The organism is Chromobacterium sp. INPA-IVC, assembly GCF_059047085.1.
Map to the genome: position 1 here is coordinate 99,285 of NZ_JBTNLS010000003.1, position 25,643 is coordinate 124,927.

The window sequence follows — 25,643 nt, forward strand, 5'->3', positions numbered from 1 at the left end:
AGTGGTGGATATAGCTCAGTTGGTAGAGTCCCGGATTGTGATTCCGGTTGTCGTGGGTTCGAGTCCCATTATCCACCCCACAATTTGCAAGATTGCGGCACTGTCGCAGTCGCACTGTTTCGACGGTGGATGTAGCTCAGTTGGTAGAGTCCCGGATTGTGATTCCGGTTGTCGTGGGTTCGAGTCCCATCATCCACCCCAAGGTTTCGACCATCGCGTCATCAGCGGTGGATGTAGCTCAGTTGGTAGAGTCCCGGATTGTGATTCCGGTTGTCGTGGGTTCGAGTCCCATCATCCACCCCAGAAACAGCCAAGCCCGACCTCGCGTCGGGCTTTATCTTTTCCCGCCTCCGCAATTACAGAATTGCGACGAAAATGTTCAGATTTGCCGCTTGCCAGTACAGTGAAGCTCCGTATAATCGAATACATTTGCATGTATCCGATTGACTGACAGATAAGCCCATCCACCATGACCACCCTGCAGCCGATCAAGCGCCAGACGCTTACCAGTGCCGTCACCGAATCCCTGCGCCGACGCATCCTGTCCGGCGAGTTCGCCGACGGCCAACAACTGCGCCAAGAGGCGCTGTCCAATGAATACGGCGTCAGCCGGGTGCCGGTGCGGGAAGCGCTGCGGCAGCTGGAGGCCGAGGGGCTGATCCAGATCATCGATCACAAGGGCGCGCTGGTTTCCAAGCTGTCGCTGGAGGACATCCTGGAATTGCTGGAAGTGCGGGCGATGCTGGAGTGCTCGCTGCTGAAGGCCGCCATCCCCTGTCAAAGCTCGGCCGACCACGACGCCGCCCAGCAAACGCTGCGCGAGTTCGAAGTGGCGCTGAACAACAACGACGTGCGCCACTGGGGCGAGATCAACTCCCGCTTCCATCTGGCGCTGTACCGCGCCGCCAAGCGCCCGAACACGCTGGCGTTGATCGAGCAGCTGCACAACAAGACCGACCGCTACACCCGGATGCAGATTCTGTTCACCCGCACCATGGAGCGCGCTCACGAAGAGCACACCCGGCTGCTGGAGCTATGCCGCCAGGGCAAGGCGGACGAGGCGGCGGAATTCCTGCGCTTCCACATCCTGTCCGCCGGCCACGCGCTGGAAAGCTATCTGAAGGGCCAGCAGGCCAATCACTGAGCGCAGCCGTTCCGCCAATCGGCGGCGGCCCTTCTCAGCGCGTCGGCCAGATACAGGCAGGCGGGCCCGGCGGACGCAGGCTCCGCCAGCACCAGGTATAGCGAGGCCTTGCGCACCGCTCCGCTCCTCAGCGGCAGCGGCTTCAGGCTGCCCTCGGCCAGCTGCCGCCGGATGCGGTGGCGCGCCAGCCAGGCAAAAGCCAGCCCTGCCTCCACCATCGCGATGCCGGTTTCCGGCTGCGACACCGTCCAGCGCTGATGCGCGCCCAGCCAACCCTCGTCCCGCGGCTGGCGAACGCCGGAATCGCGCAACACCACCTGCACCTCGCCGCGCAGCCTTTCGCCGTCCAGCTCCCCGCCCAGCGCATGCAGACGATGGTCCGGCGCCGCGCAGGCGATGAACTCCGCATCCAGCAGCCAATCGCCCAGAAAACCCTGCGGCACCCGCCCCGCCACCGCCAAGGCGGCATCGCCTTGATACAAGGCGTCGTCGGCGCCCGACATCACCACCTCATGCAGTTGCAGCCGCGTCTCCCGGCAGTGGCCGGCGAAATCGCCGCAGGCGGCCAACACCACCTCGGTCGGCAGCAGGCTGTCCAGCGCCACCTTGAGCTCCGGCTCCCAGCCGCGGCGCAGGCTGCCCGCGCGCCGCTCCAGCCTGTCGGCGTGGCGCAGCAGTTCTCCCGCCTCGCGCAACAGCACCTCGCCCTCGCCGGTCAGCCGCATCCGCCGCCCTTCCTGCCGCAGCAAGGCCACACCCAGCTGCTCCTGCAGCCTGGCCACCGCGTAGCTGACCGACGACTGGCTGCGATGCAGCTTCTCCGCCGCCTGGGCGAAGCCGCCCTCCTCCACGATGGTCCGCAACACCTGCCATTGATCCAGCGTCGTTTTCATAATTAATCAGATTTTTAGATATAAATACGCTGAATTTTGCGCTTTTTTATCTGATTTTTCACTGCAAAAATAAAGGGCATGAATTCAGACCGGAGAAAGAAATGAGCAAGACCAGCCGCGAAGTGGAACACATCATCAATGGCCGCGAAGTATCGGACGGCGCCGGCGTGCGCCTGCTGCGGGTGCTCACCGCCGACCTGCAGCGGCGGCTGGACCCCTTCCTGATGCTGGACGAATTCCGCTCCGACAATCCCGACGACTACATCGCCGGCTTTCCCAGCCACCCGCACCGCGGTTTCGAAACCATCACTTACATGCTGGCCGGCCGCATGCGCCATCGCGACAACGCCGGCAACGAAGGTTTGCTCGGCCCCGGCGGCGTGCAGTGGATGACCGCCGGACGCGGCATCGTCCACTCAGAGCTGCCAGAGCAGGAAGACGGCCTGATGCACGGCTTCCAGCTATGGCTGAACCTGCCGGCGGAGCGCAAACTGTGCGAGCCTTGGTATCGCGACATCCCCGCCGCCGAGATCCCGTCTGCGCCGTCCCAAGGCGAAGCTCGGCTGATCGCCGGCAACTGGCGAGGCCAAGCCGGCGCGATGACTCGCGACGCCATCGAACCGCTCTACCTGGATCTGCATCTGGACGCCGGCGGCGAGGAAACGCTGGAAATCTCGGTCGGCCACAATGCCTTCCTCTATGTTTATCAGGGCGAAGTCGCCGTCGGTACGCAGCAGCGCGGCGTCAAGGCCAGGCAGATGGCGGTGCTGGACAACCGCACGGGCGGCGACAGCGTCGCCATCCGCGCCGCGGCCGACAGCCGCCTGCTGCTGATCGCCGGCAAACCCTTGGGCGAACCCATCGCCCAGTGGGGGCCGTTCGTGATGAATAGCCGCGAGCAAGTGGAAGAAGCCATCAGCGATTTCCGCGACGGACGCTTCTGACCCGCATGCCATTGCCAGGAGACATTATGCCGCTGCTTACGCAAACCATAGCCAGCCAGGCCCGCGACATCGGCTTTCCGGTACGACGGCTACTGCCCACCCGCCAGGCGCGCCGCGTCGGTCCCTTCGTGTTTCTCGACCACATGGGCCCAGCCCATTTCGCCGCCGAAGGCAGCGCCGGCGATGTGCGGCCGCATCCGCACATTGGCCTGGCCACCGTCACCTACCTGTTCTCCGGCGCGATGATGCACCGCGACAGCCTGGGCACCGTGCAGCGCATCGAGCCCGGCGCAGTCAATCTGATGACCGCCGGCCACGGCATCACCCACTCCGAGCGGGTGCCGGCCGATATCCGCCGGCAAGGCGCCGCGGTGGAAGGCATGCAGCTGTGGCTGGCGCTGCCGGACGAGCAGGAGGAGTGCGAGCCGGCTTTCGCCCACTACCCGGCCGAGGACTTGCCGCGCTGGGAGCAGGACGGCGCGGAGCTGAACCTGTTGATGGGCGAAGGCTGGGGCCGCCGCGCGCCGGTCGCCTATCCGCTGCCGGTGTTCTACGCCAGCGCTGTCATGCCCGCCGGCGCGAGGCTGGCGCTGCCTGAAGGCGTGGACGAGCTGGCCGCCTATGTCGCCGCCGGCGAGCTGGACGTGGGCGGCGCCGCGCTCAACGCCAACGAATTGGGGCTGCTGCGAACCGGCCAGGGCGGCGAGCTGATCGCGCGGCGCGACAGCCGGGTGATGCTGCTGGGCGGCACGCCGCCGGCCAGCCCGCGCTACCTGGACTGGAACTTCGTATCCAGCCGCCGCGAGCGGCTGGCCCAGGCCCGCGCGGACTGGATCGCCCAGCGGTTTCCCATGGTGCCGGGCGAGACCGAGTTCATTCCCCTGCAATGAGCGCCACTCCAAAACAAAACCCCCGCCAGTTTCCTGACGGGGGTTTTCGCTTGGATCAAGCGTCTTACTTGCTCTGGATGCCGCCTTGCACCACCGTCGGCACATTCTCATGCTCGGCGCGGATCAGCGGCGCCTTGCCGGAAGTCACATCGCCGATCGCCTGCTTCAGGATGCCGGACGGCGTGCTGTTCAGCTTGACCCCGCCGCCGCCGTTGTAGCGTTCGGTGGCGATGTCGGCGGTTTCCACCTTGGAGTCGCCCAGATCCACCTTGCCGTTGGCGGACGAGACGGTCGCGCCGGTCAGCTGGGTCTTGCCGCCCACTTGCAGCGTCACGCCGTCGGCGCCGGCGATGCCGGTTACGGTGCCGACCGAGTTGTCGCGCTTGACGCTGACGTCCACGTCGGCCTTCAGCTCGGTGCCTTTGTCCTGGGCGTTCAGCAGCTTGTCCTTCAGCGTGTTGCCACCTTTGCGCGCCAGGGTGTCCAGCGTGCCGGACTTGGCCGGGCCGGAGGTCGGCTGCTCGGGCAGGGTGACGGTTTCGCTGTTGGCGTTGAAGCTTACCGCATTGGTGGTGTCTTCCTTCAGACCCTTGTTGAAGGCCAGGCTGTCGTACTTCTCCTTCACCTTGTCGGACGCGGCGTTGACCAGCTCGGTGCCCTTCTCCTTCACCTTGTCCTTCAGCGGGCCGGCCTTGTCGGCGACCTGATCGACCAGGCTGGCATCCTTGCCGTTGGAGCTGTTGGCGCCCAGCGCCACATCCACCTTGACGCTGTTGTCGCGGTCCTGGCGGCTTTCCAGCGCCAGCTTGCCGCCCACCTGGCCAGTGACGGTCTTGCCGCTGACGTTGGCGCCGGCCAGAGTGGCGTTGCCCTCGGCGTTCAGCTCCACCTGCTGCTTGCCGGTGACAGAAGCATTGGCGTTGCTCAGCTTGTCTTGCTGATCCACCTTGACGCTCAAGCCCGCGCTCACGTCATGCACGTTCTTGGTGCTGTCCGGCTTGATCTGGCCGTTTTCCTTGTCGCTGCTGGCCTTGTTGCCGCCGCCGATATTGCCGGCCACGCTCCAGTTGTTGCGCTGGCTGCTGGACTGAGCCGACTCCAGACGGACATCGCCCTGGCTGTCCAGCTTGACGCTGTCGCCCTGCACCTGGGTGCCGCTCAGGCGGATGCCGCCGCTACCGGCCTCGATGCTGGCTTTGCCGCCGCTGGCCACGCTGCCGCCAGCCTGGCTGCGGCTGGACTCGTCGGTGCTGGCGTAATTGCCGCCGGCGCCCACATTGAAGCCCTGGCTCGCCTTCTCCTGGCCATTGCTCTGGCTGCCGCCGGCCTTGACGTCGAAGCCCCACTGGCTGCCGGACTTGTCGGCGCTGGATTCGGCGGCCTTGAACTCCACCTTGTCGCCCTTCAGCGCCACGTCGCCGCGGCTGGCGATCTTGTCGCCCTGCAGCGCCAGCTTGCCTCCGGCCGTCAACGCCACGCCGGCATCGGCGTCCACGCCGCCGGTCACGGCGGTGCTGGAGTTGGCTTGCTGCTTGTCCACGTTCACCGCCACCGCGCCGCTGCCGCCGACATTCTTGCCGCCGCCTTCGATCGGGCTGGTGGTGATGGCCAGATTGGCCTTGCCGCCCACGGTGCGCTGCTCGCTGCTGCTGGTATTGCTGGCCTGGCTGAAGCTCAGGTCGCCGCCCGCGTTGACGCTGGCCGCGCCCTTGCCGCCGGCGATGGCCACGCCCTGGTAGGCGGCGTTGTTGTCCACGTCCACCTTGACGCCGTTGCCGGCGCGGATGCCGCCCGTCACCGCGGTGGAGCTGGACGAAGCGCTGGTCACCGTGCTGCCGCTGCCGGCCGCTTTGACGTTCACGTCCTCGCCGGTGGTGGTGTAGACGCGCACGCCGACATCAGCCTCGGTCTTGCTGCCGCTCTGGCTCTGGGTATTGGCCGCGGCGGTGAACTGGTGGCTGTCCGCCTTGATCTCCACCGTATTGCCCGCCTGGTACTGGGTGCCCTGGTCGCTCAGTCCGGCCTTGGCGTCCACCTTGATGTTGCCGCCGTTCAGGCTGCTGGCCTGCGCGGTGCTGGACTGGCTGGTTTCGGAGCCGACGCCGGCCTTGACGCCGACATCCACGCCCAGATTGGCCGCGCCCAGATTGCCAGCCGCGCCTGCCGCGCCTGCCACATCGCCTTTGGCCACTTTTTCGCCAGCCGCCACCAGCGGACGGGTCACGCCGCTGTAATCGGCGTTGACGCCCACTTCCACGCCCCAATGGCTGCTGTCGGTTGTGGTTTTCTGGGTACTGTTGGCAGCCTGGTTGTCGATGCGGCCGCCGGCCAGCTTGATGTCGCCATCAGCCTTGACCTGGGTGCCCTGGTTGCGGATGTCGCCGTCGCCACTGCCGGCGACAATGCTGACGCCGCCCTTGGAGCTGATGGCGCTAACCTGGGCCGTGCCGCTCTCGGAGCGGCTGCTGCTGTTCTTCTGGTCCACGCCCAGCGCCAAGCCGGTCTTGTCCAGGCCGGCGTCGATATAGATGCCGCCGCCGGTGACGCTGCTGCTCTTGCTTTCCTTCACCGTGTCCTGCGCCGCGTTCAGGCTGACGTTCTGGCCGCTGAGGGCCGCGCCGCCGGCGCCGGCGTTCAGCTTGGAGCCGGTCACCGCCAGGTCGCCCTGGGCGTTGAGCGCCACCTTGTCCCCGGACAGCGTCGCCGCCTGGTTCTGGGTCGCGTCGCGGTCCACGCTGCTGCTGGTGTGCTCGATGCGCACGCCGCCGCGGTACTGCTTGTCGCCGGTGATCTCGCCGACGCCGCGCAGCGCCAGCTCGGTGTCCTTGCTCTGCACGGTGTCGCGGGTCTGCGACGCCGCCACCTTGATGTCGCCGTTCGCGGAAACGTTCAGTTCGCCGCCGGCGCGCACCTGGCTGCCGCTGATCGCCACGTCCTTGGCGGACTGGATGGTCAGATTGGTGTCCGACTTCAGCTCGGCGTTGACCGCCTGCTGCTGGCTGGCGTTGCCCTTGCTGCTGCTCTTGGTGATGTTGAAGGCGGTGCCGCTGCGCTGGTCGGTGCGGGTTTGCGACTGGTTGACCACGCTGTCGATGCTGACATCGCCGTTGCGGCTGATCGCCACCGCGTCCTGCTCGCCGCGGGCGCGGCTGCCGGCGATCGCCACGCTGTCGCCCTGCAGCGTCAGCTTGCCGCCGGCGGTCAGATCGCTGCCGGTGTTGACGGTGTCGGTCTTGCCGTTGTCGCGGTTGCCGCCGCCGCCGATGCCTCCCCAGTACACCTGGTCGTTGCGCTGGTTGTTCAGGCTCACGGTCTGCTGCACGCCCAGGCTGAGCGCGCCGCCCGCGTTCAGGCCGGCGTCGCGGCCGGCGGCCAGCTTGGCCGCCTTGGCGTCGATGTCGCCGCTGGCGCGGACGCTCAGGTCCCGGCCTGCGCGCAGCTGGCTTTGCGCCAGGCGCTGCTCGCTGGAAGTGTTGTCCCAGGAGCCGGTTTCCAGGCTGGCGCCGTCATTCTTGCGGTTGCCCTGGTCGCGGCGGGTGTCGGTTTCCGTCACGCCGCTCAGCTTCACGCCGCCGTCGGCCTGCAGGCGGATGTCCTGGCCGGCGCTGACGCTGCCGCCACGGATGGCGATCTGGCCGCGCGGCTGCGCGCCGTCAGCCGCCTGATTGTCAGCAGCCGATGCCGCCGCGGTCAGCGTGGCGTCCTGGTCTGCGCGGATGCGCACGCCTTCCTGGCGCTGGGTGGTTTCGTTCTGGTCGCGGTTGTACGCCCAGGAGTTTTTCCAGGCGTGATTGCTGCTGCTGGACGCGCTTTCTGCCAGCTGGCTGTCCAGCGTCACGTCCTTGCCGCTGACCGCCACGTTGCGGCCGCTGATGTCGGTGGCCGCCAGCGTGGCGGCGTCGCCGGCGCTGAGCGCCACATCGTCGCGCGCGCTGATGGCGCTGCGCTTGATGCGGGTGTCGCTGCTGTTGCTGGCGGTATTGGTTTCGCCGGTTTTCCAGATGAACCAGCTCTCGTCATGGCTGCTGTCCTGGGTGGTGGAGGTCTCCACGCGGCCGCGGCTGTCGATCTGCCGCGCGGCCAAGGCCACCTTGCCTTCGCTGGCGTGGATCTGCGCGCCTTCCAGCGCCAGCTTGCCCTGATTGGCCTCGACCGATACTTCCTGCGCGCCGTTCAGGCTGCCGCCCACGTTCACGCCCGCGCCGTCTGCGGTGCTGATGATGTTGATGCGGCCGGCCTGCATCGCGCCCAGGAACACGCTGTCCAGCGAACCCACGCCTTCAGGCGCCTTGTCGCTGCGGATGATCTTGGTCTCATCGCCCTGGTAATCCACCAGATTGAAGCCGGCGCGGACATTGATCCGGTCGCGCGCGGAGACATTGCCGCGCACATCGATGCGCGGCGCGATCAGATCCAGCACATTGACGCCGCTCAGGCCGGCGCCGTTAACGCTGAGCGCGTTGCCGTTCATCGCCGCCTGCAAGGAGGTGATGGCGCCGTTTTCGATATTGGCATTACCCACCAGCAGCGACGCGCGCGGGGTATTGATGAAACCGCAGCCGGCGCAAGTGATGCCGTTGGGGTTGGCCAGCACATAATCGGCGGCCTTGCCGAACACTTCCTGCTTGCCCAGCAGCAAAGACGGATTGCGGCTGATCACTTCATTGAGGATCACGCTGGCTTCGCGCCCGCCCAGCAAGGCGTTGGCGCCCAATTGGCCGGCCAGCTGCGATTGGCCGCCGGTGGCGGAGTTGTTGAACACCGCTCCCGGCTTGCCGACGTTGAAGTCCTGGTATTGGTTATGCGACAGGCCCGCGGCGCTGGGCGCCACGATGTTGACCACCGCCGCGCCGTTGGCGGCGTTGCTTACCTGCGGCTGCGCGCCGTTGCCGCCGGCGACGATGCCGGCCCCCAGCGCGGCTTCCGCCACGCAAAACGCCAGAGTCAGCGCCGCGGCCACTTTCCCCGTTGCCGATAATCCGAAATTTATTTTTTTCTTCATGATTTGAGTCCCGTTCATCTAGAGAACAAGCAGATCCGGCCTCAGGCCGCTCCATCCAACCCATGTCGCGCGGGCATCGCCGGCCTGCCAGCTGGTGCTTCCCCATGCTAAAACATACGTTTGATTTCTAATCTACGTCTCTTTTTAAATCAATTCAAATGAAATACTGCCAATACCGCTTAGTCGCGGCCGGACCTAATTTCTTTCAAAAGAACTTTTACATCGAAAAATAAATACCATTAGCATCACCAGGACAACGCCAGCCTGGCGAAGACTTGGTGGCCTTCCGGCTGCCAGCCGGCGGGCTTGCGCAAAGGCCGGCTGTATTCCAGATCCAGGCTGGCCTTGCGATAGCTGAGCGCCAGGCCCAGGCTGGCGCCGGCAATGCTCTGCCACTGTTCCACCGAGCGGTGCGGCAATACCCGGCCGCCGTCCAGCCCGACTCGCGGCGTCACGCCGACGCCTGCCATCTCGAAGCGGCGCGACAAGGTATTGCGCCAGGACCAGCCAGTCTCTCCGGCCAGAGTGTTGCGCCGAAAGCCGCGCACCGCGCTGGAATCGGACACATCCATCTGCTCGACGCCGGGCAGGTAGTCGCGGCTGGTCTGCCCGACCAGCGCGCTGTTGAGCTGGTATGGCCCGCCCGGCAAGGCCAGGCTTTGAAACCAGTTCAGCGACGCCTTCCACTTGGTGAACTGCGGATTCGGGCCGTCCGGCGCGCGCGGGTCCGGCGCGCTGGCGCCCAGCCAGCGGGTGCCTCGCTGCACGCCGGCGTCGGCGATCAGCACGCCGCCGCTGAGCAGCTGCAAACGCGACAGGCCCAGCTCGGCCACGCTCAGCGTCGGGCTGGTGATGTCGATCTCGCTGTCGAGAAAGTAATTGCGCACCCGCTTATGCGTCAGTTGCGCCATCAGCGAGGTGGTCTGGTCCTGGCCGCGGCTCAGCACCCGGTCCACGCGCAGACCGCTCTGCGCGGTGCGGCCGGACAGATTCACCGCGCTGTACTGCAATTGCAGCGGGTTCAGATAATCGGCGCGGCTGGCGAAAGCGCTGAAAGTCCAATAACCGTAAGGCAGGGAGTAGAACAGCGATTCGCTGCGGCTATGCCGCACCGCGTTGTCGTTGCTGGTGCGCTGCGCCGACACGCTGACGAAATCCGACAAGCCCAGCGGGCTGTCCCAGGACAGCCCTACCCCGGCCTGCACCCGGCCGGTGCTGTCGCGGCCGGTATTGTCGGCGTTGAAATTCAGCCGCCAGGGCGCGTCCATATTGTTGCGCAGGCTCAGGATGGAGCCGCCCACCGTTTCGCCGGGCAGGATGTCCAACGTCGCCTTGCTGGACGGCAACCGGTTGGCTTGGTCCAGGCCCTGGTCGGCGTCGTGGATGTTCAGCGGCCGGCCGACCACGCCGGGAAACAAGGTGGCCGGATTGCTGCGCCGGTCGGCGCTGACGATCTTTTCCACCCGGCCCTCGTGCACGCGCAAGGTCAGCACGCCCCGTTCGTCCGGCCCTTCGGCCGCCACCCGCGCGGCGATATAGCCCTTCTTCAGGTAAAGCTGGGTCAAGGCGCGGCTGTAGCGGTTCAGCTCCTCATTGCTCAAGCAATCGCCTGCCAGCTCGCCCAGCGAAGCCACTTCCTTGCGGCTCAGCAGTTTGATGCCGGCCAGACGCACGCCCTTTACGCGCAGGCAGTCCAGCTCGCTCATGTCCGCCGCTTCCGGCCGATGCATGGTATTGCTGTCCGGCAGCATCTGCCGCAGGCGCTGCTGCTGGATGATGGCGTCGAAGCGGCGGCTGTTGTCCTGCAACAAGCGCCGCGAATCGTTTTCCATCTGCTGATGCATGCTGCCAGACATGCCGGGCACTTCCGCGGCCTGAGCCGCCACGCCCCAGCAGACCATCCCCGCCATCCGCCAAAACCGGGCTGAAGATAGTTTTTTGTATTTAATCATCACGGGATTAGTAAATAATTTTAAACAAAGGTAAACAGAAACTCACAATGCGTCCAGGCTAATAAGAATAATTATCAAATAATGACAAAATTACCCGAGCTTGATGCCAGCCTTGCGGCGCTGACGCAACACAAGATGCAATATAAATAAAAAACCCGGCCAATGGCCGGGCTTGTCCCTTAGTCGCTTGATTCTGAAATATCTTTCAGAAGATCAGCAAAATCTTATTCAAATGCGAAGTGGGCGCGCTTGATATTGCACAGTAATTCATAGGAAATGCTGCCGGCGGCGGCGGCCACCTCGTTGATCGATACCGCATCGCCCCACAGCTCAACCTCGCTGCCGATGCCGGCCTCGGGCAGATCGCTCAGGTCGACCGTGATCATGTCCATCGACACCCTGCCGATGATGCGCGAGCGGCGGCCGTCCACTGCCACCGGGCTGCCGCTGGACGCCAGCCGCGGATAGCCGTCGGCGTAGCCGCAGGCGATCAGCCCCACCCGGGTCGGGCGCTCGGTGACGAAGTTGCTGCCGTAGCCGACAGGCTCGCCGGCGGCCAGTTCGCGCACGCCGAAGATCCGGCTGCTCAAACGCATCACCGGCTTCAATTCATCGCCCTGCGGGTAGCCGGCCGGCAAGGGATTGGCGCCGTACAGCACGATGCCGGCGCGGCCCCAGTCGCGGCGCGCGCGCGGGTGGCACAGCATGCCGGCGGAATTCGCCACGCTCTCCTCGCCCGGCAGGCCGGCGGTGGCGGCGTCGAAAACTTCTATCTGCGCCTGGGTCATCGGCACCCCCGGCTCGTCGGCGCGGGCGAAATGGGTCATCTTCACGATGCTCTCCGCCTTGCCGCTGTCCCGCAGCCGCTGCCAGGCGGCGCGGTAATGCTGCGGCAAGAAGCCCTCGCGATGCATGCCGCTGTCCAGCATCAGCCAGACCCGGAACGGCTCGGCCGGATTGGCTTCCTCCAGCATGCGCAGCTGGCCCTCGCTCTGCACCACCAGCCACAAGCGATGGCGCTCGACCTCGGCCAACTCGGCCGCTTCGAACACCCCTTCCAGCAGCAGGATGGGCGCGGCCACGCCGGCGGCGCGCAGTTGCAGCGCTTCTTCCAGACAGGCGACGGCGAAGCCGTCGGCGATGTCGGCCAGCGCCTGGGCGCAGCGCACCGCGTTGTGGCCGTAGCCATTGGCCTTCAGCACCGCCAGCGTCTTGCCGCCGTGGGCGGCGCGCGCCAGCAGATAGTTATGGCGCAGATGGTCCAGCCGTATCGTCGCAATCAACGGACGCATCGGATCAGGCCCCTTGCACCGCGGGACGGATCACCGGCACCACCAGGGTTTCGCCCTGTTTGGCGTAGCGCTGCATCGACAGGCCGTCCACGCTGATTTCCGGCTTGGCGCCGGTGATCAGGTCGGCCAGCACCTTGCCGGAGCCGGCGCACATGGTCCAGCCCAGCGTGCCGTGGCCGGTGTTCAGCGACAGGTTGGCGAAACGGGTGCCGCCGACGATGGGCGTGCCGTCCGGCGTCATCGGCCGCAGGCCGGTCCAGAAGCTGGCCGCCTTGATGTCGCCGCCGTTCGGGTACAGGTCGCCCACCACCATTTCCAGCGTCTCGCGGCGGCGCGGGTTCAGTTCCAGGTTGTAGCCGGACAGCTCGGCCATGCCGCCGACGCGGATGCGGTCGTCGAAGCGGGTGATCGCCACCTTGTAGGTTTCGTCCAGGATGGTGGAGGTCGGCGCGCCGGCGGGATTGGTGATCGGCACCGTCAGCGAATAGCCCTTGACCGGGTAGACCGGGATGTCGATGCCCAGTTCCTTCACCATGTCGCGGGAATAGCTGCCCATCGCCACCACGTAATGGTCGGCGCGCAGCAGCTCGTCGCCGACGCGCACGCCGGTGATGCGCTTGCCGTCGTTCTCGATACCGTCCACGGTCACGCCAAAACGGAACTCCACGCCCTTGGCGCGGGCCAGTTCCGCCAGCTGGCTGGTAAACAGATTGCAATCGCCGGTTTCGTCATTGGGCAGCTGCAAACCGCCGGCCAGCTTGTGCTTGACCGCCGCCAGCGCCGGCTCGACGCGTACGCAGCCGTCCGGGTCCAGCACATTGAAGTCCACGCCGCATTCGCGCAGCACGGCGATGTCCTTGGCCATGCCTTCCACCTGGGCCTGGCTGCGCAACAGCTGCAGCGTGCCGCCCTGGCGGCCTTCATATTGCAGGCCGGTTTCGGCGCGCAGTTCCTTGATCTTGTCGCGGCTGTACTCGGCCAGCCGCATCATGCGGCCCTTGTTGACCGCATAAGCCTTCTCGTTGCAGTTGGCCAGCATCCTGGCGATCCACTGCAGCTGGTACAGGCTGCCGTCCGGGCTGATGGCCAGCGGCGCATGGCGCTGGAACATCCACTTCAGCCCCTTCAGCGGAATGCCGGGCGCCGCCCACGGCGCGGAGTAACCGGGGGAGATCTGGCCGGCGTTGCCGAAACTGGTTTCCAGCGCCACGCCTTCCTGGCGCTCCAGCACCGTCACCTGGCAGCCGGCCTTGGCCAGATACCACGCGGTGGATACGCCCAAAACGCCGCCGCCCAGCACGATTACCTTCATTTCTGTCTCCGTTTGTAGTCTTGGCACTACCAGATAGTGAATTCCGCTAGTATATGCATTGACATCTGGTTTTTTTCACTGAAATTGATAAGAATCAAATGATCTTTCTCAAATCTTTCTCATGTAAACAGTGAAAACATGAAGCCACTTACCGCCGCCGCCAAAGCCCTGGACAAGATGGACCGGAAAATCCTGCGCATCCTGCAGAAAAACGGCCGCATCGCCATGACCGAGCTGGCCGAAAAAGTAGGCCTGTCCACCACGCCCTGCACCGAGCGGGTGCGGCGCATGGAGCGCGACGGCATCATCGAGGGCTATTACGCCCGCCTCAACCCCCACGCGCTGGGCGGCTCGCTGCTGGTATTCGTGGAAATCAAGCTGGAGGCCAAGTCCGGCAATATCTTCGACGCCTTCCGCCGCGAGATCATGAGCATTCCGGAGATCCTGGAATGCCATCTGGTGTCCGGCGATTTCGACTACCTGATCAAGGCGCGCATCCCGGACATGTCGATGTACCGCAAGCTGCTGGGCGACATCCTGCTGCAGCTGCCCTCGGCGAAAGAGTCGAAAAGCTACGTGGTGATGGAAGAGGTCAAGGAGACCTTGCAACTGCCGCTGACCGAATCATGATCTTCCACAGCACTGGCGCGGCTGGGAAAACATAGACCGGCGCCGAGCCTGGCGTCTTTGGTTCTCATCGGGAATAATGGACCGGCCCCCATCTTTCCGACGAGAACCGCCCATGAGCCTGGAATCGGTCAAAGCCTTCTTCTCCGCCCGCCAAGCGGACATCGCCATCATCGAGCTGGACGTCAGCACCGCCACCGTGGCCGAAGCCGCCGCCGCCCACGGCGTCGAACCCGGCCGCATCGCCAAGACGCTGGCCTTCCGTCTCAGCGACGGCCGCGAGGTGATCCTGGTCGCGCGCGGCGACGCCCGCATCGACAACCGCAAGTTCAAGGACGCCTTCGGCAAGGGCAAGATGCTGCCGCCGGACGAAGTGGAAGCCATCACCGGCCATCCGGTCGGCGGCGTCTGCCCCTTCGGCCTGGCCCGCGAGCTGCCCATCTATCTGGACGTTTCGATACAGGCCTTCGACGAGGTGCTGCCGGCGGCCGGCGCGGTGCACAGCGCGGTGCGGATCAGCCCGGACCGACTGGGCGACATCACCGCCGGCCAGTGGGTGGACGTCTGCCAGGCTTTCGCCTGAGCCTCATTCCCGGGCAAATGCCAGCAGCGGCCGCGGCTGCAGCCGAATGCCCACCATCTCGCCGACCGCCAACGGCCGCTCATGGCCCAGTTCGGCCAGCAGCCGCCGGCCGGACAGCAGCTCCAGCGCGTAATGGCTGACCGTGCCGCGCAGCACCCTGTCCACCACTCTCGCCCGCAGCGGGCTGCCCGGCTCCGGCAGCACCGCGTCCGGCCGCAACAGCACGTCCACCTCGGCGCCGTCGTCGAAGGGCAGGCCCTCCTCGCACCTCAGCTCCCCGGTCTCCAGCCACACCGCGCGGCCGCTCACTCTGCCCGGCAGAAACGCGCCCTGGCCGATGAAACCGGCCACGTAGCGGTTGGCGGGCCTGTGGTAAAGCGCGTCCGGCGCATCCCACTGCTGCAAGCGCCCCTGGTGCAGCACGCCCACCTGGTCGGCGATGGCGAAGGCCTCGTGCTGGTCGTGGGTGACCATCAAGGCGGCGATGCCCTGCGACTTGAGAATAGCGCGCACCTCGCGCGCCAGGCGCTCGCGCAACTCTGCGTCCAGATTGGAAAAAGGCTCGTCCAGCAATAGCAGGCGCGGTCTGGGCGCCAGCGCGCGCGCCAGGGCCACCCGCTGTTGCTGGCCGCCGGACAGCTGGTGCGGATAGCGCTCGGCTTCGCCCTCCAGCCCCACCAGGCTCAACGCCTCCGCCACCCTGGCCTTGCGCTCGGCGCGGGGCAGCGCCGACAGGCCGAAAGCCACGTTGCCGGCCACCGTCAGGTGCGGAAACAGCGCATGGTCCTGAAACACCATGCCGACCCGGCGGCGATGGGCGGGCATATTCACACCCACGCCGAACACCGTCTCGCCCTCCAGCCGGATGCGGCCGGCCGACGGCGTCTCGAAACCGGCGATGCAGCGCAGCGCGGTGGTCTTGCCGCAGCCGGAGCCGCCCAGCAGGCAGGCGATCTCGCCCGCCGCCAGCGAGAAACTCATGCCGTCCAACACCGGCCGGCCGGAAAAATCCAGGCTTACCGCGTCGAATTCAAGCGTCTTGTCCATCTCACACTCCAGACTTTTGCCGCGACAGCAGCAAGACCGGCAGCAGGCCGGCCAGCACGATGGCCACCGAGGGCAAGGCCGCGCGCTGCCACTCGCCCTCGCTGGTCAGGTTGAAAATGCGCACCGCCAGCGTGTCCCAGCCGAAAGGCCGCGTCATCAGCGTGATCGGCATTTCCTTCATCGCGTCGACGAACACCATCAGCATCGCGGTGAAGATGCCCCCCTTGAGCAGCGGCAGATGCAACCGGAACAACAGCCGTCCGCCATAGATGCCCAGGCTGTTCGCCGCCTCTTCCTGGCTGCGGCTGATCCGCTGCATCGCCGCCTCCAGCGCCGAATGAGCCACCGCCAGGAAACGCGACGCATAGGCCAGCATCAAGACCAGCAGCGTGCCCTTGAACACGGCGGACGCGCCTTCCGGCAACCAGCGGCCGAAATGCTCGAGCAACAGATTGTCCAGCGCCGCCACCGGCGCGAACACCCCCACCGCCAACACCGTGCCCGGCACCGCGTAACCCAGCGTGGCCAGCCTGATCCACGGCCGGCTGCCCGGATCGCGCCGGCCGGCGAAAACCAGGCACAGCGCGATGGCCGGCACCAGCAGCGCAGCCATCGCCGCCAGCGCCAGCGAACTCTTCAGGCTGTCGAGCAGGTCGGCGTCCAGATCGCTGGCCAGATGCCCGGCCGCCCAAACCAGGATCTGGCCGAAGGGCAAGACGAAGGCCAGCGACAGCACCAGCGCGCAGAAGACGCAGGCCAGCCAGCCGCGCGCGCCGGCCAGGCGGGTGCGCGGCAGCGGCGCCGCCCTGCCCGCCTGGACATAGCCGCGCTGGCCGCGGGCGCGCTGCTCCAGCCATAGCAGGACGAACACCAGCAAGACCAGCAAGGAGGCCAGCTGCTTGGCGGCGGGCAAGGAAAACAGGCTGAACCAGGCCTTGTAGATGGCCGAGGTGAAGGCGTCGAAATTGAAGATGGCGACGGTGCCGAAATCGGCCAGCGTCTCCATCAGCGCCAGGCCGAGCCCGCCCGCGATCCAGGGCCGGGCCATCGGCAGCGCCACCTTGAAGAAACCCGCCAGCGGCGACAAACCCATCGACTGCCCGACTTCCAGCGCGCGCCGACCCATGCCAGCGAACGCGTTGCGCGCCAGCAGGTAGACATAGGGATAAAAAGCCAGAGACAGCACCAGCACAACGCCGGGCGTCGAGCGGAGGTCGGGCACCCAGGCGGAGCTGCCGAAGGCCTCGCGCAGCCAGGTCTGGAACGGGCCGGTGAAATCGAACAGCCCCAATTGGGAAAACGCCATCACATAGGCCGGCATCGCCAGCGGCAGCATCAGCGCCCAGGAGAACAACCGCCGCCCGGGGAAATCGTGGACCGCGGTCAGCCAGGCCAGCGGCACGCCCAGCAGCAGCACCCCGGTGCCGACGCCCAGCAACAGGACGGCAGTGTTGCGCAGCAGCTCCGGCAGCGCGTGCTCCGCCAGATGGCGCCACACTTCGGCGTCCGGCTCCAACAGGCCCAGGGCGATCACCGCCAGCGGTATCAGGGTGAGCAGGCTGGCGGCGGCGGCCGACGCGCGCCAGCGCGAAAAGGTAAAAGGCATGCGATGCGATCCAACGGCGGCGGGCCCGCCATCGGCAGACGGCGAGCCCGGTTCAACACAAATCGCGGCGGCTTATTTGTAGCCGGCGCGGTCCATCAGCTTGACCGCCTCGGCCTGCCGGGCGCCGGCGTTGGAGACGTTGATGTAGTTGTGCTTGAAATCGCCCCAGGCCGCCACGCGGGCGTCAGGCTTCACCTTGGGATTGACCGGAAACTCCATATTGACGTCGGCGAACATGTTCTGCGCCTTCTCCGAGCTCAGCCACTCAAGGAATTTCACCGCGCCCTTCTCGTTCCGGGCATGGCGGGTGACGCCTGCGCCGGAGATATTGACGTGGGCGCCCTTGCCGGCCTGGTCGGCCCAGAAGATGCCTACCGGCAGCTTCGGCGACTTCTCCATCATCCGGCCGTAATAGTAGGTGTTGGCGATGCCCACCTCGCACTGGCCGGCGGCGATGGCCTCGAGCATCTTGGTGTCGTCGGGGAACGGCGCGGCGGCCAGATTGCCCACCCAGCCCTTGACCACCTGCTCGGTCTTGGCCGGACCCATCTCGGCCAGCATCATGCCCACCAGCGACTGGTTGTACACCTTCTTGGAGGTGCGCAGGCAGAGCTTGCCTTTCCACTTGGGATCGGCCAGATCGGCATAGCTGGACAGCTGGGACGGCTTCACCTTCTGGGTGTTGTAGAAGATGGTGCGGGCGCGGATGGACAGGCCATACCACTGGTTGGCCGGATCGCGCAGGTGGGCTGGAATGTTGGCGTCCAGCACCGGCGACTTGACTGCCTTCAGCAGCCCCAAACGCTCGGCCTGCCACAGATTGCCGGCATCCACCGTCAGCAGCAGGTCGGCCGGGCTGTTGCGGCCCTCGGCGCGCAGACGCTCCATCAGCGGACCTTCCTTGTCGGACACCAGCTTGACGTTGACGCCGGTCTCCTTCTTGTAGGCCTCGACGATGGGCTTGAGCAGTTGCTCGCCGCGCGCGCTGTAGACCACCACTTCTTCGGCCAGCGCGGGGCCGGCCACGGCCGCCAGCGCGGCGGCCAACATCAGTTGCTGTTTCAAGGTGTATCCCCTGTTCTCGATTGAGACGAAAAGCGAAGTGCGGGAAGCACCGTAACACCAGCTGATAATACTTATCAATACAAAAATAAATTGAAAACGGCGGAACTTCCGGCAGAAAAAACCACCGTCAGCGCGCCGTTCCGAAGCGGACGTAATCCCCCTCCGCCACGCGGGCGCTGCCCTGCGTCACGCCTATCGAGAAATTGGGCTGGACCTGGGTCAGCGTCACATCGCCGTTCAGGCTTTCCGGCATGCCCAGCTCCCGGCCGGAAATCAGGTCGCGCAGCGGCTGCCCGCTCGAGCGCTTGTACAGCAGCAGCTTGTCGCCCACCGCCATGCCGTCCAGCAGGCCGGCGTTGATGTAGACGCGCTTGCCTTCCAGCCTCACCACCCGGGCAGAGAACGGGATGCAGGAAATCACGCTTTCGATGCGGTCCGACACATTGTCCAGCAGCTTATCCACCTGCCTGCCGTACTCTCCCTGCCAAAACGCCAGCGAGGCGAAAGGCTGCGGAATGGCAGAAATCACCGGCCCTTTCGAATTGACGATGCCGCTGACCCTATCCTTGGCGATCAGCGAGCCGGTCAACCCGTCGTATATCCAGAATTCCAGATCGAACTGCCGCTGCGTGGGCACGTACTTGACGCCGCCGCCGAACATGCCGGCGAAGGGGCCGTTGTAAAACGCCCCCTGCTGGCTGGTATTGTTGGATTCGAACAAGGACTTGCGCATTCCCTTGTCCATCACCGATGTGGACAGCACCCGGCCCGCCACCACGAACTGCACGTTTTCCCGCTGCCCCAACTGGCTGGCGACCTGCCAGCCGGCATCCGGCTCGGAAACGCGGCTGTCGGCCAGCACCGACACGGTATTGGCGTCCTTCACCACCAGCATGCTGTTATGCGCCAGCCTGCGCGCCAACTCAGTCGGCAGCGCGGTGGCCAGGTCAGGCATATCGGACGCGTCGGCCGGATGCGCGACGTCGAAATACGTGGTCACCAGCTTGCGCTTCAGCGACCGGCCCACCGGCATCTGGCAGGCCGGGTCTCCGCGCCGCTCCGGCGCGGGCGCCGGAGCGGCCTTGGCCGGGCCGGTGTCCACTTCGACCTTGACGTGGTAAAGCTTGCCCTGCGCGTATTCGTTGACGACCCGCACCGCGCCCTGCACCGGAGACAAGGCCCTCAGCGTGCTGGACTCTCCCTGCCGGCCGGCATCGATCAGTTGCGTGGACTCGATGCGCGCGCCCTGCCGGATCGAGAGCAGCTTCAACGCGTCCTGTATCGCCATCTCCCGCGCGGCGACCGGCCCGTTGTCCAGCGGCGCCACGCCCTCGGCGGTCAGGATTTCCGCTTGCGACGGGCCCGACAAAACAAATGCCGCCGCAAGGGCGGCGGCGCGGATAGCGATTCGCGTCATTACTGGGTCACGTAGAAATTGTTGCTGTAGCGGGCTGGCGAAACGGTCATGACGGCGGGCGCCGGCGCGGCCGCCGGGGCCGGCACGATCTTGGTGGCGCCGCAGTTGGCTTCCGGACAGAGCGCGCCGGCGGTGCCGGTTTCCTTGGACGCCTGCATCACGCTGCCGGTCTTTTCCATGGAGTGGCGGAATTGCTTGTAGAACTCCTGGTCCAGCGTGATCTCGGCCACCGCCTCGCTGGTGCCATCCGGCTTCATCACGGTGGAAACGATGGTGACGCCGCGCAGATAGGCGTCCACATAGGTGCGGAAGCTATCGCTGTTGGCGATCATGTTGGATACCGAGCTGTTGCCGACCAGCTTCATGCCCTGCACCTGTTCCGCGATCGCGCGGAAAGCGTCCAGCCGGGCCGCGCGCATCGCCAGCAGCTTGCGCTGGGACGGCGTGAGGCTGTTGGTGTAGGGCGCGGCGCCGGAGCCGGTCACGCGGACGACGATGGGCTGAAAGGGATTCACTTCCTTGACCACCACCCTCACCTCCTCGCCGCTGGCCGTCTCGTCGCCGGAGCCTACATAGCCGACGCCCGACGGCACCGAGCCGCTTTCCTTCATCGGCGTCGGCGCGGACATCGCGGACGTCTGCGGGGCGGGAGTGGCGCAGGCGGTCAAACCGGCCATCAGGGCGAACAAGGCGAGGCGGGGCATACGACGGACTGTATTCATGGCAATTACCGATAGGTGTTGATGGAATGGTATGAACCATTCCCGGAGCTCGTCAACCTGAAACATCGGCAATAACTGATGAAACTTGAGAAGCGGACGGCATGCGGAGTCTCTCAGTCATGCGCGGCGGCGGCCCGGCTCATCTGCCTGGCCGAGGAAAAACCGGCCGACAACGCCGCCTTTTCCTTGCCAAGACCGGCCGAACGCCACTGTTCGGCCAGCGCCAGGCGCAGCGCGCGGTGGTAATCGTGCGCGGAAACGCCGGCCTGGTCGCGGAACAGCCGGGACAGATGGCGCGCGCTGACATGGACTTTAGCCGCCAGCTCGTCCAGCGGCCAATCGCGCACCGGGTCGGCGCAGATCAGGTCCTGGGCTCGATGCAGGGCCGGGTGCAGATGGTTGCGCCAGGCCAGCCATGGCGACAACTCCGGGTCTTGCGGCGAGCGGCGGAAATACACCACCATCTCGCGCGCCACCGCGCGGGCGATCGCGGGGTCGGCCAAGTCGGCGATCAGATGCAGCGCCAGATCGATGCCCGCGGTGATGCCGGCGCTGCTGTAGCACGGGCCGTCGGCGACGAATACCCGGTTCTCCTGCACCCGGGCGGCCGGCGCCAATGCGCGCAGCCTTTCCAGCAGCGTATGGTGGCTGGTGCAGGCGCGGCCATCGAACAAGCCAGCCTCCGCCAACAGCAGGCTGCCGGAGCAGACGCCGGCCCAAGAGACGCCCGGCTGGCGCCGGCGCTCGGCCATCCAGGAGACGATGCGCCTCGCCTCCGGCCGGGCATAGGCCTCGACGGACGGCGTCGACCCCGGCGCCACCACCACCGCGCCCTCCGGCAGTTGGTCCGGCAACGGCGCCAGGCCGCCCAGCGGCAAGCCTAGCGAGGTATACACCGTCTCCGACGCGCCGATGTAATGCAGGCGAAAGTCCGCGCCCTGCTGCCCCGCCAGACGGAAAGCGTCGGCCGGCCCGGCCAAGTCCAGCAGCAAGACGCTGGGCGACAGCACGAAATAAACGTCACGCACGGCTGGTTCTCCTGGATGCGGCCAAGGCCAGCAGCCTGCCGCCGAACACCGTCGCCAGCAAACCGGCCATCAGCAGCCCGCTGCCGGCCAATTGCGCGGCGGTCAGGCTCTCGCCCAGCAGCCAGTGCGAAGCCAGCAGGCCCACCACCGGCACCAGCAGGGAGAATGGCGCCACTTTGGCCGCGGCGTGCCGCGCCAGCAGGCGGCTCCACAAGCCATAGCCGAACATGGTGGCGACAAAAGCCAGGTAGGCGACGGCGAACAGCGACTGCCCGTCGAAGCCGCGCAGCGCCGCCTCGATGCGCTCGCCGCCTTCCATCTGCCACGACAGCAGCAGGAAAGGAATCGGCGGAACCAGGCTGGACCAGATCACCAGCCCCAGCGGCTCCACTTTGAAGCCATCGCGGCCGATCGCGCGCACCACGATATTGGACGCCGCCCAGCTGGTGGCGGCGGCGATGGTCAGGCCGAAGCCCAGCGCCGTCATATTGCCGCCCTTGCCCATGCCTATCAGCGCCAGGCCGCCCAAGGCCAGCGCCAGCCCCGCCAATTGGCTGGCCTGCCAGCGCTCGCCCAGGAAGACCCGGGCCAGCAACAGGGTAAAGAACGCTTGCGACTGCAGCACCACCGAGGCGAGGCCGGCCGGCATGCCGAGCTTGATCGCGGTGAACAGGCAGCCGAACTGTCCCACGCCCACCGTCAGCCCGTACAGCGCCAGGTAACGCCACGGCAGCGCCGGCCGCTTGACGATGAATACCGCCGGCAGCGCCACCAGCGTGAAGCGCAACGCGCCCAGCAACAGCGGCGGCACGCCGGCCACGCCCCATTTGATCACCACGAAATTCACGCCCCAGACCAGCACGATGGCCAGCGCCTGCGCCACGTCAGCCAGCGGCATGGTCGCTCCCCGGCCACAGCACCGCCTGCGCGACGATCACCCGCTCGCCGTTGAAAGTAGCCGCCGGCGAGCCATACAGCCGGTAGCCCAGCGCCAGCGCCTCGCTGACCCGCTTGCAGAAGGCGGAATCGTCAGGTCCGGTCAGCAGCCGATAAGCCGGCAGGCCGTCGGGCGGGATGTTGCTCGTATCTGCGGGCATGGTTTCACCTTGTTATGACTATTCGCACCACTCTATTCCATGGACATGCCGAGCCGCAAGCGCGGCCCGGCGCTCCAGATCAGCCTTCCATCCGGCGCAGCGCCTCCTCCACGGTGACGATGGTGGCGAAGCGCCCGGCCAGCACCAGCTCGGTGCGGGCGCGGATATCGGCCGCGCTGTAAACCACGCCGCTGCCGGCATGCGTCATCGGGAAAGTCAGCGTCGCCTCTGTGACGAAGTCCACCTCGTAGCCCAGATCGGACGCCACGCGGGTGGTGGTCTCGCAGCACTGCTCGGTGCGGATGCCGGAGATGACCAAGCGGCGGATGTCTCGCCGCTCCAGCCAATCTTTCAGCCCCGAGTCGGTCAGCGCGTTGTGCACGCGTTTGACGAAAGACGCCACCGGCTTGTGCGTCAGCCAGGACTGCGGCTTGACCAGCCCGGACTCGATCCGGAACGATGCATCGTCATCGGTATGGAAGATGTTGACGACCGGCACCCCGCGCGCCTCGGCGCCGGCGATCAAGCGGAGCTGAGCCTCGCGATAGGCGGGCAGTTCGCTCTCTTCCCAGTACGGACGGTGAAGAAAGGAATCCTGGACGTCGATCACCAACAATGCGGTCTTTTTCATTTCGCCTCTCCCGGCGGTGTGGATATGGACAGCATCGTAAGGCGGATAGCGCCAGGAAATAAGGCCGCGAGCGGACAAGCGCCTGCCAAAAAAGGACATCATGCCATCGGGGCAAATACAGGCATCAGTTCGTCGTAGAGCAGCCACACCGCGGTGACGGCCATCAGCGCGCCCATCGTCAGGTTGTAAACCAGCAAGGCGCGCGGCGCGGCCAGCCAGCGCCTCAGCTTCTCACCCCCCCAGGCCCACACGCTGATGCAGGGCAGATTGACCACCGCGAAGGCCAGCGCCAGCAGCGACGCCGCCAGCCAGCGGCCGCCCTCGCCTGCCGGCATGAACAGGATGGACGCGTTCAGCACCATCACCCAGGCCTTGGGGTTCAGCCACTGGAACAAGGCCGCGCCGACGAAGCCCAGCGGCCGAGCCTGCTCGCGCGCCTCCGGCTGGCCGGAGCGGGCGATCTGCCACGACAGCCACAACAGGTAGACGCAGCCGGCCACCGCCAGCGGCAGCCGCCAGGCGCTGAGCCAGCCCAGCATCTGCGCCAGCAGCATCGCGACGATGAATACCTGCAGCGCGCAGCCCAGGCTGATGCCCAGCATGTGCGGCACGGTGCGGCGGAAGCCGAAATTGACGCCGGACGAGGCCAGCATCAGGTTGTTGGGGCCCGGGGTGATGGACATCAGGGCGACATAGGACAGCAAGGCGAATTCTGGCATGGCGGTTCTCCGGCGAAACGGCAAGCGGCGACAAGCCCTTGCCCACTCCCACATGCTATGCGGACCGTCCTTATGGATACAGATTCAAAAATCCATTATTGATCTGGTTACAGATTGATCTTTTCAGCAACTGTCACCATCCACTATGATGAGCGTTGTACTTCTCCCCCGCCGAAAGCCGACGATGCAGAACAGCGCCTCCACCCTTTACCAGCAGTTGGCAGACGATCTGTCGCTGGCGATCAGCCGCGGCACGCTGCCGCCGGGGTCGCGGCTGCCGTCGGTGCGGCGCACCGCGCACAACCGCCAGCTCAGCCTGAACACCGTGGTCAGCGCCTACCGCGTGCTGGAAGACCGCGGCCTGATCGAGGCGCGGCCGCAATCCGGCTATTACGTGCGGGCGCGGCTGCCGTCGCCGGCCAGGCAGGCCGGCACCCAGAGCAGCCCGGCCTCGCCGACCAAGCACGCGGTGCTGGACCTGATCGGCACCGTGCTGCAGGCGCAGCAGACCGAAGGCTTCATCGATCTGGCGCTGGCCTGCCCGCGCGGCGGCGACTTCTACCCCGGCAACAAGCTGGCGCGGCTGATGGGCCAGATCCTGCGCCGCCAGCCCGGCATGGTCAGCACCTACGCGCTGCCGCCCGGCCCGGAGAAGCTGCGCACCCAGATCGCCCGCCGCGGCATGGACCTGGGCATGACGCTGCAGCCGGACGACATCATCCTCACCCACGGCTGCATGGAGGCGCTGCAACTGGCGCTGCGCGCGGTCACCCGCCACGGCGATGCGGTGGGCCTGGAATCGCCCACCTACTTCAATCTGCTGCCGCTATTGGCCAGCCTGGGGCTGAAGGCGGTGGAGATTCCCACCGACCCGCAGACCGGGCTGTCGATAGACGCGGTGGAGGTGCTGCTGGCCGAGGGGCGCATCCAGGCGCTGGTGGCCATGCCCAACGTCCACAATCCGCTGGGATGCTGCATGCCGCTGGAGAACAAGAAGCGGCTGGCGCGGCTGGTCAACCAGCACAAGGTGCCGCTGATCGAGGACGCGCTGTACGCCGAGCTGCAGTTTTCCGACACGCTGGCGCCGGCGGTGAAGTCCTTCGACAACGATGGCTGGATCATCGTCTGCGCCAGCTACACCAAGACGCTGGCGCCGGATTTCCGCATCGGCTGGATGGAAGGCGGCCGCTTCGGCGCGGCGCTGCGCAAGCTGAAGTTCGCCTCGTCGGTGGCGCAGCCGGCGGTGCTGGCCGAGACCCTGGGCGCGTTCCTGGAGTCCGGCGGCTACGACCACCATCTGCGCACGCTGAAGCGCCGCTACGCCGCCCACGTGGAAAAAGTGCGCGGCCTGATCGCCCGCCACTTTCCAGCCGGCACACGCGCCACCCAGCCTCAAGGCGGCTTCCTGATCTGGGTGGAGCTGCCCGAAGGCTGCGACAGCGTGGCGCTGTTCCACGCCGCGATGGCCGAGAAGATCAGCCTGATTCCCGGCCCGCTCAGTTCGCCCGGCGGCCGCTACCGCAACGCGATGCGGCTGTCCTGCTGCTACCCGCTGGACGAACGCTACCTGGCCGCGCTGGTGCGCGTGGGGCAACTGGCCGGCGCGCAGCTTGCGGGCGCGAACTGAGCGCTTTTTTCCGCGATGAGAACAAAACAGCTGACCAGTCTGCCC

At 66.3% G+C, this 25,643-nt stretch carries 21 protein-coding genes and 3 tRNA genes; 9 read left to right on the top strand and 15 right to left on the bottom strand.

What is annotated here, in order from left to right; translation table 11 throughout:
* The first annotated feature begins 4 nt into the window (after nt 1–4).
* The 4 genes from ACX17K_RS05905 (at nt 5) to ACX17K_RS05920 (ending at nt 1,144) form a co-directional block, all read left to right on the top strand.
* A tRNA-His gene (locus tag ACX17K_RS05905) sits at nt 5–80 on the top strand.
* Nucleotides 81–125: 45 nt separating this feature from the next.
* A tRNA-His gene (locus ACX17K_RS05910) sits at nt 126–201 on the top strand.
* A 26-nt stretch (nt 202–227) separates the two neighbouring features.
* Nucleotides 228–303, top strand: a tRNA-His gene (locus tag ACX17K_RS05915).
* A 166-nt stretch (nt 304–469) separates the two neighbouring features.
* Entirely contained in the window at nt 470–1,144 is a 675-nt protein-coding gene (locus ACX17K_RS05920; protein ID WP_021475694.1) for a GntR family transcriptional regulator, read from the top strand.
* On the opposite strand, the gene ACX17K_RS05925 is transcribed toward ACX17K_RS05920, so the two are convergent.
* Nucleotides 1,138–2,037, bottom strand: coding sequence for a LysR family transcriptional regulator (locus ACX17K_RS05925; protein ID WP_493774079.1), 900 nt, complete (start codon nt 2,035–2,037; stop codon nt 1,138–1,140). The genes ACX17K_RS05920 and ACX17K_RS05925 overlap by 7 nt on opposite strands.
* A 101-nt stretch (nt 2,038–2,138) precedes the next feature.
* Between ACX17K_RS05925 and ACX17K_RS05930 the strand changes: the two genes are divergently transcribed.
* Nucleotides 2,139–2,981: a pirin family protein gene (locus tag ACX17K_RS05930; RefSeq protein ID WP_493774080.1), complete on the top strand. Its 843-nt coding sequence runs from the start codon at nt 2,139–2,141 to the stop codon at nt 2,979–2,981.
* Nucleotides 2,982–3,007: 26 nt separating this feature from the next.
* Nucleotides 3,008–3,871, top strand: a complete 864-nt coding sequence (locus ACX17K_RS05935; RefSeq protein WP_493774081.1) for a pirin family protein — start codon at nt 3,008–3,010, stop codon at nt 3,869–3,871.
* A 64-nt stretch (nt 3,872–3,935) separates the two neighbouring features.
* On the opposite strand, the gene ACX17K_RS05940 is transcribed toward ACX17K_RS05935, so the two are convergent.
* The 4 genes from ACX17K_RS05940 to ACX17K_RS05955 all read right to left on the bottom strand — a co-directional run bounded on the left by ACX17K_RS05940 (nt 3,936) and on the right by ACX17K_RS05955 (nt 13,429).
* Nucleotides 3,936–8,873, bottom strand: coding sequence for a hemagglutinin repeat-containing protein (locus ACX17K_RS05940; protein ID WP_493774082.1), 4,938 nt, complete (start codon nt 8,871–8,873; stop codon nt 3,936–3,938).
* A gap of 245 nt (nt 8,874–9,118) precedes the next feature.
* Complete coding sequence (locus ACX17K_RS05945; RefSeq protein ID WP_493774083.1) at nt 9,119–10,729, bottom strand: ShlB/FhaC/HecB family hemolysin secretion/activation protein; 1,611 nt, start codon at nt 10,727–10,729, stop codon at nt 9,119–9,121.
* Between the two features lie 320 nt (nt 10,730–11,049).
* Nucleotides 11,050–12,117, bottom strand: coding sequence for an alanine racemase (gene alr / locus ACX17K_RS05950; RefSeq protein WP_493774084.1), 1,068 nt, complete (start codon nt 12,115–12,117; stop codon nt 11,050–11,052).
* Nucleotides 12,118–12,121: 4 nt separating this feature from the next.
* Nucleotides 12,122–13,429, bottom strand: coding sequence for a D-amino acid dehydrogenase (locus ACX17K_RS05955; RefSeq protein ID WP_493774085.1), 1,308 nt, complete (start codon nt 13,427–13,429; stop codon nt 12,122–12,124).
* 138 nt (nt 13,430–13,567) lie between these two features.
* On the opposite strand from ACX17K_RS05955, the gene ACX17K_RS05960 reads away from it, so the two are divergent.
* Nucleotides 13,568–14,059 (top strand): Lrp/AsnC ligand binding domain-containing protein, encoded by a 492-nt coding sequence (locus ACX17K_RS05960; RefSeq protein ID WP_493774086.1) that lies wholly within the window; start codon nt 13,568–13,570, stop codon nt 14,057–14,059.
* A 112-nt stretch (nt 14,060–14,171) separates the two neighbouring features.
* A complete protein-coding gene (locus tag ACX17K_RS05965; protein WP_493774087.1) occupies nt 14,172–14,639 on the top strand; it encodes a YbaK/EbsC family protein in 468 nt (155 codons plus the stop codon).
* 3 nt (nt 14,640–14,642) lie between these two features.
* On the opposite strand, the gene ACX17K_RS05970 is transcribed toward ACX17K_RS05965, so the two are convergent.
* From ACX17K_RS05970 to ACX17K_RS06015, 10 genes are all read right to left on the bottom strand, one after another.
* Nucleotides 14,643–15,686 (bottom strand): ABC transporter ATP-binding protein, encoded by a 1,044-nt coding sequence (locus tag ACX17K_RS05970; RefSeq protein ID WP_493774088.1) that lies wholly within the window; start codon nt 15,684–15,686, stop codon nt 14,643–14,645.
* A 1-nt stretch (nt 15,687) separates the two neighbouring features.
* A complete protein-coding gene (locus ACX17K_RS05975) occupies nt 15,688–17,292 on the bottom strand; it encodes an ABC transporter permease (protein ID WP_493774089.1) in 1,605 nt (534 codons plus the stop codon).
* A 72-nt stretch (nt 17,293–17,364) separates the two neighbouring features.
* The gene (locus ACX17K_RS05980; RefSeq protein ID WP_493774090.1) at nt 17,365–18,357 is read right to left on the bottom strand and encodes an extracellular solute-binding protein; all 993 of its coding nucleotides are present in this window, start codon (nt 18,355–18,357) and stop codon (nt 17,365–17,367) included.
* A gap of 127 nt (nt 18,358–18,484) precedes the next feature.
* Nucleotides 18,485–19,774: a flagellar assembly protein T N-terminal domain-containing protein gene (locus tag ACX17K_RS05985; protein WP_493774091.1), complete on the bottom strand. Its 1,290-nt coding sequence runs from the start codon at nt 19,772–19,774 to the stop codon at nt 18,485–18,487.
* On the bottom strand, nt 19,774–20,496 hold the full coding sequence (locus ACX17K_RS05990) for an LPP20 family lipoprotein (RefSeq protein WP_493774092.1): 723 nt from the start codon (nt 20,494–20,496) through the stop codon (nt 19,774–19,776). The genes ACX17K_RS05985 and ACX17K_RS05990 overlap by 1 nt, the downstream gene beginning before the upstream one ends.
* A gap of 113 nt (nt 20,497–20,609) precedes the next feature.
* Nucleotides 20,610–21,524, bottom strand: coding sequence for a GlxA family transcriptional regulator (locus tag ACX17K_RS05995; protein ID WP_493774093.1), 915 nt, complete (start codon nt 21,522–21,524; stop codon nt 20,610–20,612).
* A complete protein-coding gene (locus tag ACX17K_RS06000) occupies nt 21,517–22,422 on the bottom strand; it encodes an EamA family transporter (RefSeq protein WP_493774094.1) in 906 nt (301 codons plus the stop codon). Before ACX17K_RS06000 ends, ACX17K_RS05995 begins: the two co-directional genes overlap by 8 nt.
* Nucleotides 22,409–22,621 (bottom strand): DUF1737 domain-containing protein, encoded by a 213-nt coding sequence (locus ACX17K_RS06005; protein WP_493774095.1) that lies wholly within the window; start codon nt 22,619–22,621, stop codon nt 22,409–22,411. The genes ACX17K_RS06000 and ACX17K_RS06005 overlap by 14 nt, the downstream gene beginning before the upstream one ends.
* 79 nt (nt 22,622–22,700) lie before the next feature.
* Nucleotides 22,701–23,252, bottom strand: coding sequence for an isochorismatase family protein (locus tag ACX17K_RS06010; protein ID WP_493774096.1), 552 nt, complete (start codon nt 23,250–23,252; stop codon nt 22,701–22,703).
* Between the two features lie 98 nt (nt 23,253–23,350).
* Nucleotides 23,351–23,971 (bottom strand): LysE family translocator, encoded by a 621-nt coding sequence (locus ACX17K_RS06015; protein ID WP_493774097.1) that lies wholly within the window; start codon nt 23,969–23,971, stop codon nt 23,351–23,353.
* 184 nt (nt 23,972–24,155) lie between these two features.
* On the opposite strand from ACX17K_RS06015, the gene ACX17K_RS06020 reads away from it, so the two are divergent.
* Nucleotides 24,156–25,598 carry an aminotransferase-like domain-containing protein gene (locus ACX17K_RS06020; RefSeq protein WP_493774098.1) on the top strand — a complete coding sequence of 481 codons (1,443 nt, stop codon included), beginning with the start codon at nt 24,156–24,158 and terminating at the stop codon, nt 25,596–25,598.
* The last annotated feature ends 45 nt before the right edge of the window (nt 25,599–25,643 follow it).